The organism is Finegoldia magna ATCC 53516 (assembly GCF_000159695.1).
GTDB lineage: Bacteria > Bacillota > Clostridia > Tissierellales > Peptoniphilaceae > Finegoldia > Finegoldia magna_F.
Map to the genome: position 1 here is coordinate 367,410 of NZ_CM000955.1, position 16,190 is coordinate 383,599.

Below are 16,190 nucleotides of genomic sequence, written 5' to 3' on the forward strand. Positions count from 1 at the left end.
AAATTTCCCCCAATATATTTATTGTTTTTGCAATGCATAATTCATAACCCTGTCATTGCCAATGGCGTAATCTTGTATTTGATTTTCAATAAACATATCAGGATACCAGGTCAATCCATCTCTTTTATTAAGATTGGAACAGTGTACTACGTCTTCTAATGTATAATCGTATCTTCTAACTCCACTAGATTTTTTGACAAATAATTTACTATTTCCTAAATACATAATTGTTGACACTTCTGTCGTCCAACCAGAAGGTCCTCCAGTATTTTCCCCAATTATCTGAAGATTATCAAAATTCCTCTTGACTCCATCTACGAACAAGGATCCAGCAGAGTAATTTTTTGATCCAGTTAATAATTTTATTTCCAATTTTGGATTCAATAGTTGATATCTTTTCAGTGCCAATTCAAGTTCTCTTGCATGTGCTGGCCAACCACCTGTATTGTATCTGACATCTACAATTATTTTTTCTACATTATTTTGTGAAACATCTTTATCCATTTTTTCTATCATCTTTTCCAAGATGTTATCTTTATCAGTATTATAACAATTGTTGTATTGGATGATTAAGTTATTATCATTTATATAATAATGAAATGGTTTCATTTGCATGTATCTCATCTTGTCATTTTTTGTAAATTTATTTTTTGCGATATCTGTCATATCGTATATGATTTGAGAAAAATCCGTATTTTCATAACTATATTTGTTTATTTTAACATCTGGCAGATCTATCATTTTGATTGTTTTATTAAGCTTTTTGCCATCAGTTTCTATCTGTAATTTTAATTCTCCATTTTTAATTATATTTTCTTTTTCTAGTGCATCTCCATAATATAGATAGAAATCTTTTATTATCGTATTTTTGAAATATTTATTTTCTGCTGAAGTGTATTTGTATAATCTTTTTGTTATGTCCTTGGTATCAATATCATCAAATTTTATTATCTTAGAGTATAATAAATCTTCGTATTCAGGTGTTGTATTAATTATGTAATAATCTCCATTAATAATTCTAATCTTAATTGGCATACAGCTTTTCCCTATTTCATACATAGCTGAGGTATGTCCATCATTAGTGTTTGCAATTATTTTTGCAAAATCCAAGTTTAAATCAGAAACCGTTTTATTGTATGATGTTTTCAACAGTTCTTCCCCAAGTTTTTCTAATTCTTCTCTTGTAGAATTTCCTAAATAAGCTTGCCATTCCAAGTAATAATTTATAAAATTCTTCATATCTTTTTCATACTCAGATTTCGTAAGTACTCTGTTTAATTCAATTTTTCCCAATTGTTTAACTCTTAAATCATCGGGATTGTAATTTCCTAATTTCAAATTATCTTCTATTGGAAATGTAAGAATTTCATTATCCAATTCATTCTGTGCAAATCCTTGTGATTGCATATTTAATGCAAGAATGCACGTTAATACAAATAAAAATATTTTTGGAATTCTCTTAGTTTTTTTCATTTTATTTCCTCTTAAATATTGTCAATCGTTTTCTATAACTCCATCTTACAAATAAAACACTTAATTGTCAAACATTTGGTTATATATTTCTCCAAATATTTTCTGGTGATTTATTGCATTAAAAAAACTAAGTTATTGCTAACTTAGTTTCATAATTATCTTAAATAGTTTAATGGATCAGTGTGTTGACCATTGAATCTAACTTCAAAATGAAGATGAGGTCCTGTTGAATATCCAGTTGATCCCATATATGCAATTAGTTGTCCACGTTTTACTCTTTGACCTACGCTACAATTGAATCCACTCAAGTGTCCATAATATGTCAATGCTCCATTATCGTGTTGAACTTTTACAAGATTTCCGTAGCCACCGCTCCATCCAACATGAACTACAACTCCATCTTCTGCAGATACAATTTGTGTTCCCAATGGTGCTGCAATATCAAGTCCTGTGTGGAATCCTGAACCATGTCCAAATGGATCACTTCTCCATCCGTAAAAAGAAGTCATTCTGTGAGATGATGGTACTGGCCATTGTAAGTATGCTCCGTCATTATTGATGACTGGTGCTGAAATATTAGTATTGAATGCCTTGTTTCTTTGCAACATTTCACGTCTTCTTTTTTCAGCTTGAGCTCTTTGTGCTGCAAGTAATTTCGCTTGTAATATCGCCTTTTTTTCTTGGTCGATTTTGCCGTCAATTTTTTCAAGTTCTTTAATTAATGAGGATATTTCTGATTCAGTCATGCTGACATTTTTTGAAATATCGTCTATTAACTTTTGTTGTTCTGCCAATGTATCATTTAATGCTACGACTTTTAATTCCAAATTCTTTTTTACAATTTCCATTGTTTGCATCTTAGATTTTAGTTCGTCTTGTTTGTAATCTAATGAGATTTTTTCGTGTTTCAAATCATTCAATAGATTTTTGTCAAATCTAGCAATGTAATTCATCAAACTTACGTTGTTCAATAAATCATTCAAATTTCCAGATCCGAAAAGCACATCGACCTTTGCGCCGTCTTTTGATATGTACATTCCTTTTAATCTTTTTTGAAATTCTTTTGTTTTTTGGCTGATACTAGATTTGTAATTTTCGATTTCTTTTTTAGTGTCATCTATTGATTTGTTAATTTTTGCCAATTCTTGTTGCTGAATAGCAAGTTCTGACTGAGTTTGAGTTAATTTTAAATTGATATTCTTTAACTTTTCCAACTCAGCGTCTTTATCATCTTTTAATTTATTTAGGTTGGATTTAGATTCGTTTAAATCCGAAGTTTTTGCTTTTTTTTCGTTATTTAATTCGGTTAATTTGTCTGCATACACTGCATTAGTCATAAGCATCATGCACAAGGCTAATGCGACAATTTTCTTCTTCATAATTCCTTCCTTATATTTTGAGATATTTTTTGCTACTTAATACGGAACCGAATGCTCCAATTCCGATACCTAGACTGATAAAAATCTTCAATAAATCCCACCTAATCATCACTGGTGGAACCAAATAAGTTGATATCAATCCATACACAGTCTTATTATACCTCAAATATCCATATCTGTACAAGTAATAACAAGCCAAAAACGCAACCACAGCGCCGATTATCCCGAAAAATATTCCCTCAACAACAAGCGGTGCAGATATTACCAAATTCGATGCACCAATATTTTTCTTAATGGCAATTTCTTTTCTTCTGGCATACACAGTTAATCTAATCGTATTTGAAATATTTATTATTGAAATCATCACTAATATTGCAACTACGATTGATCCAGCGTATTTTACAATTCTAGATGCATTTGAAATTTTCGCAATTAAATCTTTGTAAAAACTTACCTTTTCAACGCCATCTATTTTTTGAAATTCTCTGACGTATTGTTCAGCATCGTTTACATTCTTCAGTGTAATTTCAAATGATGCAGGAAAAGCTGATTCCATTCCTTCAATCAAAGTTTTATCATCTAAAGACTTGGAGAAATTCTCCATAGCTTGTTTGTTGGAAACATACTTCAAATCCTTAATTCCATCTTTTTGTTTGATAATTTGTTCAATCTTTTTCGTCTTGTCCTCTTGAATTCCATTTTCCAAGTACACATTGACAAGATTAACTTTTCCTTCTATGTCTTTTACAGCTTGATTCATCGTCAACATAGATATAATTACAGATCCCAAAATCAAAAGCGCCAGAGATATCGTCGTCAAAGATGCAAGTCCCATCGATCTGTTTTTCCAAATACCTACAAATCCTTCCTTCAAAGTGGATATCATAACTCTAATTCTTCTCATACATTCCACCTTCTTCATCTCTAACAATAATTCCTTTGTCCAATTGAATTACTCTTTTTTGTAATTTGTTAACAATATCCTTCTCGTGAGTTATCATCAAAACAGTCGTGCCACGTTCATTAATTCTAACCAAAGCATTGGCTATGTCCATGCTTGTGACTGGGTCCAAATTCCCCGTAGGTTCGTCTGCAATAAGTAGTTTAGGTTTATTAACCATTGAACGTGCAATGCACACTCTTTGCATTTCCCCACCGGATAATTCGTGTGGATATGCATTCTTTTTGTCTTTCAAATTTACCAAATCAAGCACAGTATCAATCGTAGATTTTATCTCTGAAGAGCTTTTCCCCAAAATTTGCATAACGTATTTTATGTTTTGGTACACAGTTTTATTCTCCAATAATTTAAAATCTTGAAACACCATTCCTATACTTTGTCTTAATTTAGGAACCTTTCGTGCTTTTAATCTGGTTATGTCTTCACCGTAAAGGTAAATCTTACCCCTATCTGGATTTATTTCTTTAAGTATAAGTTTAGTAATAGTTGATTTGCCCGCACCGCTTGGCCCAATCAAAAAAACAAATTCACCTTGTTCAATTTTAAAATTGCAATCGTTTAGTGCGCACACTTTATTTTTATATGTCTTATCGACATGAACGAATTCTAACATTTTTCACCTCGTAAACCTAATTATATCACAGACTTTTTAAATTTTTAAACAACTGGATATTTAAATCTTTTTAGGGTATATATATTTTAGGTGATGAAAATGAACAAAAAAGAAATTAGAAAACAAATGTTAAAACAAAGAGACTCCATCTCCGACAAACAAAAAGTCGACGATGAACTTTTAAAAGAATTGGAAAACTTAGAAGAATTCAAAAAATCCGAAAACTTTTTTGTGTATGTGAGCTTTGGTTCTGAATTTAATACTCACCAACTCATAAAAGATTTGTTGGAACAAGGAAAAAAAGTATACGTTCCCTATGTAAAATCAAAAGGACACATGATTGCAGTACAAATCAAAAGCATGGACGATTTGGCTCCTGGAGCTTACGGAATCTTAGAACCTAAAAATCCAGTTGAATCAGACGTTACATTTGATTTCATGCTAGTACCTGGACTATGCTTTGACAAAAACAAATACAGAATTGGCTACGGCGGAGGATTCTACGACAGATTCATCGACAAAATCGGCGAAGATTCGTATAAAGTATCCATAGTCTATGATTTTCAATTAGTAGATGATTTGCATCCCGAAGAGTTTGACAGACCAGTAGATAAATTAATAATTCAAAAATAATTATCAACAAGCAAAAAGACCACAAAATTGAATTTGGGTATGTGAAAAGTTTTGTGTATCAGCTCCTCCTGATAGGTTGTGAGCTGATATTTTTTTGATTTTTAAAAAATATACTTTTATTACTAAAATCTGAAAGTTCAGATATTTGTAACCTAATTTTGGCACAATTAAACTAAAAGGTCAAGATTTTTCTAAAAATCTCCCTTTTTGCCTAATTGTATTTCTTAAAAATTTGAAGATTTCTGTCAAGAGCTGGTCGTCAGACCAGGGCTATACCTTTACTCTTGATTGAATGATTCAAATTTTTTATTATCTTTATGGCAAAATTTAGATTCTGCCTTCAAAAAATATTGATAGTTGTGACAATATTTGATCCCATCCTCTTATTCTACTCGTCCATTTACTTGAAGCATCTACCATCGCTAGATACAAGCTTTTTTGTAGGGCGTAGTCACTTGGAAATATTGTTTTGTTTTTTGTTACTTTTCTAAGTTGTCTATTAAAGTTTTCTATGCTATTTGTTGTATATATTAGTTTTCTTATTCCTTCTGGATATTTGAAATATGTTGATAATTCAGCCCAGTTATTTCTCCATGAATTTACACACATTGGGTATTTTTTGCCCCATTTTTCTTCAAATATATCTAGATTACTTAGTGCTAGTTCTTCTGTTGATGCTTTGTATACTGTTTTTAAGTCTTTCATTAGCTCTTTTATATCTCTATATGATACGAATTTTGTTGAATTTCTTATTTGATGAATTATGCATTTTTGAATTTCTGTTTTTGGATATACACTTTCTATTGCTTGGCTAAATCCTGATAAATTATCTGTTGAGACTATTAATATATCTTCTAATCCTCGTTCTTTTAATTGATTTAATACCAATAGCCAGTATTTACTTGATTCATTTTCTCCTACCCACATTCCAAGTATTTCTTTGTATCCTTCTGTATTGTATCCTAGTGCTATATATACTGCTTTTTTTACTACTATGTTATTTTCTCTTACATGATAGTGTATTGCATCTAAAAATACAAATGGATATACTTTTTCTAATGGTCTATTTTGCCATTCTTCAATAGTTGGTAGTATTTTATTTGTTATTTTGCTTACCATGGATTCTGATATTCCAAATCCATAGATTTCTTTTATGTGTGTTGATATGTCTCTTGTTGTCATTCCTTTTGCATACATAGATATTATTTGGTTTTCTATGTTTGATATGTCTTTTTGATATTTTTTCAATGCTTGTGGCTCAAAGGATCCTTCTCTGTCTCGTGGGATGTTTAGGTCTATGTTTCCGTATGATGATTTAACTGTTTTTTTACTTGATCCATTTCTTGTGTTTAATGACAGTGGTTTTTCACCATATTCATAATCTAGATGTTCATCTAACTCTGCTTTTAACATTTGTTCCATTGTGTCTCCTAGAAGATCTTTCAAAGCTTCTTGTAAATCTTGTACTGTTTCTGGTTGATATTCTTCAATTAACATCTTGGATATTTTGTTGAGTCTAGTTTCTGGTCTTTTTCTTGGCATTTTAAAATCCTCCTGATTACTATTATATCAGGAGGATTCTATACACAAACTATTTCACAGTCTCTTGAATTTCAATTCATGTGGTCTTTGAAGCTTCTCATATTTCCTAGAAATATCTAATTAAATATTCCCTTTATTCTATCAAACAAAGAATTGTTTCCTTCATCTCTCAGCACATAATTCATAACCTTGTCATTGCCAACTGCGTAATCTTCGATTTGGTTTTCAATAAACATATCAGGATACCAGGTTGATCCATCACCTTTATTTAAATTCGAAGAGTGTATAACATCTTTGTAAGTATAATCATATCTTCTCATTCTATCCGATGTATGTATGAATAGTTTACTCTTCCCAAGAAAGATGAGGTTTCCTGCATAATTAACAAAATTGGAAGCTCCCCCAGTATTTTTTCCAATTAATTTTACATTTTCTAAGTTCCTTTTTACACTATCTATCATTTTTGTAGCTGCTGAAAAAGTTTCCTCACTGGTTAACACTTTAATATTGATTTTTGGATTTAATAATTGATATTGCTTTATGGCAAATTCTAATTCTCTTGTATGTAATTCACTACCACCACCATTATATCTGATGTCTAATATGATGTTGTCAATATCTTTTGCTTGTATTTCATTTTGCATTTTAGTTATCATATCTTTTAATACGTTATCTTTATTCATATCGTAAGAATAATTATATTTAATTACTAAATTTCTGTTTGATTTATAGAAGTAAAATGGTTTATTTTCTGTGAATTGTTCTTTTCCCCAATTTGTATATGCATCCCATTTTAATTCACTAGTATCATACAATATTTGATTGTAGCTTTCATTATCATAGTAATTTTTGTATATCCCAACATTATCAGTTTTTATAGTATCTACAGTTTTATCAACGATTTTTCCATTTTGCAAAATTTGTAAATGTACTTTATCTCCTTTTATTATATTTTCTTTTTTAAGTAAATCTGTGTATAACATGTAACCATAATGTAAAAGATTTTTCCTTACAGTTTCATTCTCTGCAGAAATGTATTTACTCACTATTTTCAATATTTCAGATGATTTTACACCTTCAATGCTTACAATTTTTGAATACAATAAGTCCTTGCATTTTTCCGTTGTATTTATGATGTAGAATTCGTCGCCAATTATTTTTATTATGAACGGGAATTGCTCTTTTCCCAAAAAATACATAGCAGTTGTATGTCCATCATTCATATTAGATATTATTTTACTAAGCTGTAAATTCAAATCACCAACGGTATTTCCTTTAGGATTTTGTAGTAATTTATCAATATCCGAATCTAGTTGTTCTTTTGTATATCCTCCAAGATAGCCTTGTTCATGAATGTAAAAGCTTTTAAAATTATTAACATCTTTGATGTAATCTTCTTTTGATAAAATTCTATTTAATTCAATCTCTCCAAGTTTTTTGTGTTTTTCCTTGTTTGTGTCCAAGTCTCCCTTGTGGTATATGTTGTTTTTAGAAAATGTAAGAACTTCTATATCTTCTAATTCATTTTCAGCGTAAGATGTATTAGAAAAAGCTACTGCTATAACTATGATTATAGCAGCGCTCATTTTTTTGATCTTATTTATCATTTTTGATTTGTATCCCTTTTTTGTACTGATTAACACATGGATATGGTACATCTATACAGCTTCCACCTCCGTCCAATACTATACAAGCTGAACTTGAATTTGGTTTTATTTGAATTAAGTTTCTACTGTTTCTTTCTTTAATGATTTTCATAAAATACTCCTTTCAATGTTTCCTGATATTATTTTTTCAAATTTTTTATTCTATCAATCAAGGAATTGTCTCCCTCATCTCTCAATGCATAATTCATCGCAGGATCATTTCCTATCATATAATCTGCAAAAGACTGCTCAGCGTGGAAGTCTGGTGTAAGCATGTTCTCAATAAAGTCATAATTTTTGTAATTATTATTGTATATATCTTCAATGGTATAATCAGATCTGATTAAAGTATCACCGTAACTGCAAATGCTTTTAATGCTACTTATATAAAACACATTATTTATTCCAAATGTATTATTTATTGTACTGCTTGAATCAGTTCCTATTATTTCTATATTATCAATGTTTCTCATCGTCTTGATGCAAGCTTCTCCTCCAGCAGAATATGTCAAATTACCAATCATTAATTTGATTTTTGTTCTTGGATTTTGTAATTTATATAACGTAATTTCTTTTAATATCGGACTAAAAACATAAGAGTATCCTCCCGTATTAAATCTTACATCTATAATGATTTTCGAAGGTCTATAAGTTTTTAAATTATCATTTAACTCTTTTTCAAATTTATTTATACTGTACTGATCATTTTCAGTGCATGAGTTAAAATGTATTATCAAATTATCATTTTTATTTTGAAGATAAAACAGTTTTTCTCTGATATGTATCTTATCTAATGGATTAATACTAATATTGCTTAATTGTTTGACTTTATAAGTATTTTCAAATCCTTTATCCTTATATATTTCGTTAAAATCTGATCTTATTTTTTTAAACTTCCACTTTCCTGTTTTTATCGGTGTGATTTCTTTATAATATATTTTGCCATTGTTTTCTAATTTAAATCTGACTTTTTCACCATTTACTATGTTTTCTTTTTTTAGATAATCATAGTACATTATCCCACGTATTGAGTTTGTTTCAGTGAAGATTTTATTTTCCCCATAAAAATACTTTGAAACTTTTTCTATTACACTTTTTATAGGTACTCCATTAATATCTAAAATTTTAGCAGCTACTATATCTCTATTATCATCAGAATAGTATATGTAATATCCATCTTTGAATTTCATAAATCTTATTGGTAGAATTGTTGTGTAATAATCAGTAATTATTCCAAAATGTCCTTGTCTTAAACTAGATAACAACTTTTTACATTCCATTTGTGTATCAATAATTGTATGAGCTTTCTTTTTTTGTATTGCTTTTTTACATTCTTTCGAAAAGTCTTGTCTAGAAATGCTATCAAATAATATGTGATTATCTAACACAAATTTTTCGATTCCTTCTATGGTATTCTTATATTCTTCTTGGGATATTTTATCTTTAAGATTAACTAATTTTGTTTCACTAAATTCTCCATTTATTGAGTACATTTTATCTAGCATATAATCTGGAACTTTTTGCACACTAGTCTCATAATTAAAACTTGTGGTCAATATTACAAAAAATAGTAAGCTTACAATGAAAATAATATTATTTTTGATTAACATTTTCCTTCGAACTTTCACTACCATAATACTCCTCACATAAAATTTAGAATTATATTTGCATTTTTTAGTACTATTATCTAAAAATTTCCTTTATCTTATCTGTCTGTAAATTATCTCTCATCTCTCAATGCATAATTCATCGCTGGATCATTTCCTATCATGTAATCTGAAAATGATTGTTCTGCATAGAAATCTGGTGTCATCATGTTTTCAGAATAGTTATAATTCTTGTAATTATGTTTAAAGACATCTATAATTCCGTAATCAAATTCGTATATATCTTGACAATATTTTATAAATGAATATATACCTCCAACATAACAAAGCTTATAATTTCCTGACGTTCTATTAACTGGAAAACCCGATCCTTTACCTATAATCTCAACATTATTTAATTTTTTAATTGTCAAATTTGCTGCATCTCCTCCTGATGAATAAGTCGACTGCCCAATTAATAATTTAATGCTTGTATTAGAATGAATCATTTGATAAAATTTTATCTTTTTTAATATGCCTAGATATAATGCATTATTACCTCCACCATTAATTCTTAAATCAATGATTATGTTCTTTGGTTTATAAGAATACATAAAGTTAGAAATTTGATTAGCAAATTTTTCTATATCATATTTGTCGTTTTCACTACATGAATTATATCTTATTACTAAAGAATCTTTTTTTCTTTCAATATAATATAATTTTTCATAATCATATATTGAATTAAGCGGGTATAAAATTTCATTATAAATTTCATTAATATTTTTTTGTAATTCTGTATTATCTTTAATTGTAAAATATTTATCGTATACTTTTATATCAGAAAGCAAAATACTCTTATTATCTATTATTTCAATATTTTTTTGAATTATTCTTCCGTTATTATTTAATTTTAACTTTACTTTATTGCCACTAGCCATGCCCTCTCTTAAAAGCAAATCATAACAATTTATAAATCTACAAGTAATATATTCTGAAAAGTTTTTATTTTCACCATAAATATATTTTTGTAATACATTTATAACTTTATCTATTTTAATATCATTAATTTCTAATATTTCATTTCCCAATAATTCCTTGTTTTCTCTTTCGCATGCTAATATATAATACTTACTATCTATTTTCTCTATATAAATCGGCAAAATTTTTGTAAAAAATATATCGTCAATTCCAACATGTCCCTGTTTTAAACTAGTTAACAAAAGTCTACAATCCAATTGTGTATCTATAATATTATGTTGTACGTTAGCTTTGATTAATTTATCACATTTTTTCCGAAAATCTTTTCTATTTAATTCATCAAAAAAAATATGATTTTCAAGCATAAAATCTCTTATATTGATAATAATATTTTGGTAATCTTTTTTTGAGATAAGTTGATTTGGATTTATTTTTTTATTTTTTAAAATTTCAAAATTCCCATTTTCAATATCAAACTCTGTTACTTCATCTAATTTTTGCACACTAGTCTCATAATTAAAACTTGTGGTCAATATTACAAAAAATAGTAAGCTTACAATGAAAATAATATTATTTTTGATTAACATTTTCCTTCTAACTTTCACTACCATAATACTCCTCACATAAAATTCAAAATTGTATTCACATTTTTTAGTCCTATTATCTAAAAATTTCCTTTATCTTATCAATCAATGAATTATTTCCCTCATCTCTAAGTGCATAGTTCATTATCTTGTCATTTCCAACAGCATAATCTTGTATTTGATTTTCGATAAATATATCTGGTATCCATGTTGTTCCATCGCCTTTGTTTAAGTTAGAACAATGTAACACGTCTTTGTAGTTATAATCATATCTATACATCCAATCGGAACTATAAATAAAAAGCTTGCTTTTACCTAAAAAAATCATATCTCTATTAGCCGATGTCGTCCATGTAGAAGGTCCTCCTGTATATTCTCCAATAATTTCAACATTTTTAAAATTACGCTTTATCTCATCTATTATCATAGTGCCCGCAGAAAATGATGCATTTCCTGTTAATATCTTAATGTTTAATTCAGGATTGGTTATCTCCCATCTTAATAATGCATATTCAAGATTTCTAATATGATTAACTTGACCACCAGAATTATATCTTAAATCAATTACTATGTTTTTTAGCTTATTAATATTTAAGGTATTGTTAATACTTGTTAACATTTCATTTAATTTGTTATTATTATCGTCATACGAAGAATTATATTTTATTATCAAATTATCATTAATTTTGTAAAAATAAAACGGTAAGTTTTTCGTAAATTTAAGATTGTGACTATTAGTAAAACTGTTTTTAATAATATCACTTTTTCCTGTAGAAATTTGTGAAAAACTTGTTCCTTCGTAATAATATTTATATATGCTTATATCTGGCAACTTTATCAAATCTACTGTCTCTTCAACTTTTTTATTATTGATTTCTAATGTCAACCTAATTTTATTATCTTTTATTATGTTTTCTCTTAAAAGTATATCTGAAAAAAGCAATAAATTATCTTCCATTATGTGAGTTTTAAAGTAATTGTTTTCTGCTGATATGTAATTTCGTAGTTTTTTTGTGATTTTTTCAGTTGTAGTATTTCCTATTTTTGTAACTTTTGAATATAATAATTTTTCGTATTCTTTAGTAGTGTTTATTATATAATAGTCTCCATTTATGATTTTAATTTTAATGGGCAAAAAATTTTCTCCTATTCCTAGTAATGTCGACGTATGTCCGTCATTAGTGTGAGCAATAATTTTTGATATATCCAAATTCAAATCAGAAACTGTTTTATTTTCTGGTTTTTCTAATAATTTTTCTGCTTCTTTTTCTATTTGTTCTCTGGTTGAGTTTCCGAAATAAGCTTGCTCATCTAAATAAAAACTTAGGAAATTTCTTATATCTTTTTCATACTCCTTTATTGTAAGACCTTTATTAAGTTGAATATTTCCTAATAATTCTTTCTTTAACTCTTTGTTTCTTAAATATTCACTTCCTTGTAACCCATCTTGATTAATGGTCAATACCTCTACATTATCTAATTCACTACTTGATTTAGACAATGTTGAGTTTATATGTAGAACCATAATAACTGATACTACTGTTATTATGGCTCTGTATATTTTAAATTTATTATTCATTTCTTTATCTAAAAATTTCCTTTATCTTATCAATCAACGAATTATTTGCTTCATCTCTAAGTGCATAATTCATAACCCTGTCATTTCCAATAGCATAATCTTGAATTTGGTTTTCGATAAACATATCGGGATACCACGTTAATCCATCGCCTTTGTTTAAGTTAGAACAATGTAACACATCCTTGTAGTTATAATCATATCTTATCATTTCTCCTGATGTGTGGATGAATAGTTTGCTTTTCCCAAGATATACAAAATTTCCAGCAGATGTATTATAACTAGAAGATCCAGCAGTATTTGTTCCAATCATCTGTACATTTTCTAGGTTTCTTTTTACACTATCCAACATTTTTGTCCCAGCTGAGAAAACTCCCTCTCCAGTTAATACTTTGACATTGATTTTGGGATTTAATAATTGATATTGCATTATGGCAAATTCTAGCTCTCTGGTATGTAACTCACTGCCTCCTCCGTTATATCTGATATCTAATATGATATTGTCGATATCTTTTGCTTGTATTTCGTTTTGCATTTTTGTTATCATATCTTTTAATACGTTATCTTTATTCATATCATAAGAATAATTATATTTAATTACTAAATTTTTGTTTGATTTATAAAAGTAAAATGGTTTATTTTCTGTGAATTGTTCTTTTCCCCAATTTGTATATGCATCCCATTTTAATTCACTAGTATCATACATTATTTGATTGTAGCTTTCTTCATCGTAGTAATTTTTATATATTCCAATATTATCAGTTTTTATAGTATCTACAGTTTTATCAACGATTTTTTCATTTTGTAAAATTTGTAAATGTACTTTATCTTCTTTTAATATATTTTCTTTTTTAAGTAAATCAGTGTACATCATATAACCATAATGTAAAAGATTTTTCTTGCCAGTTTCATTTTCTGCAGATACATATTTGCTAACTTTTTTTAATATTTCTGACGATTTTACATCTTCAATGCTTACTATTTTAGAATACAATAAGTCTTTGTATTTTTCTGTTGTGTTTATGATATAGAATTCATCGCCAATTATTTTTATTATGAATGGGAATTGCTCTGTCCCCAAAAAATACATAGCAGTTGTGTGCCCGTCATTCATATTAGATATTATTTTAGCAAGTTGCAAATTCAAATCTCCAATTGTATTTCCTGTAGGATGTTGTAGTAATTTATCAATATCCAAATCTACTTGTTCTTTTGTATATCCTCCAAGATATCCTTGTTCATGAATATAAAAGCTTTTAAAATTATTAACATCTTTTATGTAATCTTCTTTTGATAAAACTCTATTTAATTCTATTTCTCCAAGTTTTTTACGTTTTTCCTTGCTTGTATCTAAGTTTCCCTTGTGGTACAGGCTATTTTTAGAAATAGTAAGAACTTCTATATTGTCTAATTCATTAGCAGTGTAAGATATATTAGAAAAAGCTACTGCTATAACTATAGCAGCGCTTAAAATTTTAATCTTATTTATCATTTTTAATTTGTATCCCCTTTCTGTATGGATTTACACATGGAAAATGGATATCCGCTCCTCCACCTTCATCTATTACCGTACAAGCTGAACTTGAAATCGATTTTAATGGTGTTTGTTTGGATACATATTGTCTAAGTCACTATTTTTGCAATATTGTATAAACTTTATTTTTTCTTCAAGAAATTATTCATTTGTTAGGTAAGTGTTTTCATTACAAGTACAATTATAATTTTCCTCATTCTTTAATACAAAATTGTATTTAGATTCCTTCATTTTTCCTTCCGTTATTACTTATAATATTACAGCAAAAATATTTTATTGTCAAAAATTTACTTATTTGATTTTCTAATAAATGGTCGGTAGTTATCTTATTTATTGTAATATTAACGATATTTATTATCATTCTTCTCGCTTTAATACTATTTCATCAATATTTGATTATTAATTTCATTTATTTGAAAAATCTATAAGTAATTGTTTTTTAGTAATACAAATTAATGTTTTTTTTGAAATTATATTATGACACAAAAAACAGGGACATTGTTTTTAAATGCCCCTGCAATATGCTCTATATATTTATTGAAAATCCAATGTATCTACGAATTTTAATATTTCTAATAGCTTTGTTCTTTTTTTGAATGTTTTCTCTATGTTTTTCTTCAAATATTGGTACAAATCATCGTTTCTAGCTTCGAATGATTTGATTTCCATAACTATATTCATGTATTTTTTGTCTTTGTATGTGCTTTTTAATCTCTTTCGATAAATTTCCCACACTTTTTCAAATGTTTTGTCTTTGTCTTGTTTGATAAGTTCTTCTACGAATAGTATAAAATAATACGAATCATGTATTGATGACAAATTTTTGAACACATTCGTATAATCTTCTTCGTTCAAATATTTCTTGGTTTCTGATATGATTTCTTTTTCCATTTCAATTGAGTAATTATCATTGTCCAAGCTTTGTGAAAGCATGATTACGTAATCGTTGATTAATTTGAATGTGGATTCTTTGTCGTCGACTTTTGAGTATTTGTATAGAAACTCTCTCCATTTTGCTATGAATTTAGTCATGTAATTCATAAGTATATACGTTCTGACATCTATTGTGAACACGTAATTGGATGTGAAGATGAAAAACTTCTTGAAATAATCAAAATATTTTAACAGTGCATCTGATATCATACTTATGGATAAGGTAGTGACTATTTCTTGGTTTTCTTCTGTTAATTGGATGTTGCCTTTTAATAGTGACGGACTATTTCCATATTGGATTAGTTTTTTGATTGCGTATACGAATAGATAAGGATATGATTGATCATCTTCGATTTTGTCGAACAAATCTTGTAACATATCAAAATCTTTGTCTTTTATGAGATATAGTATCGTCTTTTTATGAAGTTGTACTTCGCTCATATCGCTGTAGTAATTCACAACTGAAGAAAATGAATTTTCTTGTTCACGTTCAACTAAATCGATTAGTTCGATGTCACTGTTTCTGTCGTTGATGTATATGTCGTTAATTTTAAGAAGCTCTTGTTCGCTATTTTCGTTTTTGAATACGAACTTCTTTTTGTTCCAATCGTAGATGCTTAGCCCATCTGTTCCTGTTTTTTTGTATATTAAAAAGTTGTTTAATCTAAAAATATCGTAATTTTCCATAGCTTAAATTATATACAAAAAAAGCTACCAAATCAAATTTGATAACTTTTTTATAAAATATG

General features: G+C 28.0%; 13 protein-coding genes. 1 reads left to right on the plus strand and 12 read right to left on the minus strand.

Features of this window, described 5'->3' with window-relative positions; genetic code table 11:
• Positions 1-18: 18 nt before the first annotated feature.
• From HMPREF0391_RS01645 to ftsE, 4 genes are all read right to left on the minus strand, one after another.
• The gene (locus tag HMPREF0391_RS01645; RefSeq protein ID WP_002835099.1) at positions 19-1,473 is read right to left on the minus strand and encodes a hypothetical protein; all 1,455 of its coding nucleotides are present in this window, start codon (positions 1,471-1,473) and stop codon (positions 19-21) included.
• Between the two features lie 155 nt (positions 1,474-1,628).
• Positions 1,629-2,852: a murein hydrolase activator EnvC family protein gene (locus tag HMPREF0391_RS01650; RefSeq protein ID WP_002835100.1), complete on the minus strand. Its 1,224-nt coding sequence runs from the start codon at positions 2,850-2,852 to the stop codon at positions 1,629-1,631.
• Between the two features lie 10 nt (positions 2,853-2,862).
• Positions 2,863-3,756: a permease-like cell division protein FtsX gene (gene ftsX / locus HMPREF0391_RS01655; RefSeq protein ID WP_002835101.1), complete on the minus strand. Its 894-nt coding sequence runs from the start codon at positions 3,754-3,756 to the stop codon at positions 2,863-2,865.
• The gene (gene ftsE, locus HMPREF0391_RS01660; RefSeq protein ID WP_002835102.1) at positions 3,743-4,426 is read right to left on the minus strand and encodes a cell division ATP-binding protein FtsE; all 684 of its coding nucleotides are present in this window, start codon (positions 4,424-4,426) and stop codon (positions 3,743-3,745) included. Before ftsE ends, ftsX begins: the two co-directional genes overlap by 14 nt.
• A gap of 99 nt (positions 4,427-4,525) precedes the next feature.
• Here ftsE and HMPREF0391_RS01665 point away from each other — a divergent pair, with 99 nt between their 5' ends.
• A complete protein-coding gene (locus HMPREF0391_RS01665; protein WP_050760755.1) occupies positions 4,526-5,059 on the plus strand; it encodes a 5-formyltetrahydrofolate cyclo-ligase in 534 nt (177 codons plus the stop codon).
• A 327-nt stretch (positions 5,060-5,386) separates the two neighbouring features.
• Here HMPREF0391_RS01665 and HMPREF0391_RS01670 read toward each other — a convergent pair whose 3' ends face one another.
• The 8 genes from HMPREF0391_RS01670 to HMPREF0391_RS01700 form a co-directional block, all read right to left on the minus strand.
• Positions 5,387-6,556, minus strand: coding sequence for an IS256 family transposase (locus tag HMPREF0391_RS01670; protein ID WP_196218489.1), 1,170 nt, complete (start codon positions 6,554-6,556; stop codon positions 5,387-5,389).
• Between the two features lie 161 nt (positions 6,557-6,717).
• Positions 6,718-8,208 (minus strand): peptidase S41, encoded by a 1,491-nt coding sequence (locus HMPREF0391_RS01675; RefSeq protein ID WP_035109091.1) that lies wholly within the window; start codon positions 8,206-8,208, stop codon positions 6,718-6,720.
• Positions 8,198-8,359, minus strand: coding sequence for a hypothetical protein (locus HMPREF0391_RS09405; RefSeq protein WP_155105096.1), 162 nt, complete (start codon positions 8,357-8,359; stop codon positions 8,198-8,200). Before HMPREF0391_RS09405 ends, HMPREF0391_RS01675 begins: the two co-directional genes overlap by 11 nt.
• 28 nt (positions 8,360-8,387) lie before the next feature.
• Positions 8,388-9,881: a hypothetical protein gene (locus HMPREF0391_RS01680; protein WP_002835105.1), complete on the minus strand. Its 1,494-nt coding sequence runs from the start codon at positions 9,879-9,881 to the stop codon at positions 8,388-8,390.
• An 86-nt stretch (positions 9,882-9,967) separates the two neighbouring features.
• Positions 9,968-11,317, minus strand: a complete 1,350-nt coding sequence (locus HMPREF0391_RS01685; protein ID WP_155105097.1) for a S41 family peptidase — start codon at positions 11,315-11,317, stop codon at positions 9,968-9,970.
• Between the two features lie 157 nt (positions 11,318-11,474).
• The gene (locus HMPREF0391_RS01690) at positions 11,475-12,977 is read right to left on the minus strand and encodes a S41 family peptidase (RefSeq protein ID WP_002835107.1); all 1,503 of its coding nucleotides are present in this window, start codon (positions 12,975-12,977) and stop codon (positions 11,475-11,477) included.
• Between the two features lie 4 nt (positions 12,978-12,981).
• Positions 12,982-14,466 carry a hypothetical protein gene (locus HMPREF0391_RS01695; protein WP_002835109.1) on the minus strand — a complete coding sequence of 495 codons (1,485 nt, stop codon included), beginning with the start codon at positions 14,464-14,466 and terminating at the stop codon, positions 12,982-12,984.
• 576 nt (positions 14,467-15,042) lie between these two features.
• Positions 15,043-16,128, minus strand: coding sequence for a hypothetical protein (locus tag HMPREF0391_RS01700; protein ID WP_002835110.1), 1,086 nt, complete (start codon positions 16,126-16,128; stop codon positions 15,043-15,045).
• Positions 16,129-16,190: the final 62 nt, after the last annotated feature.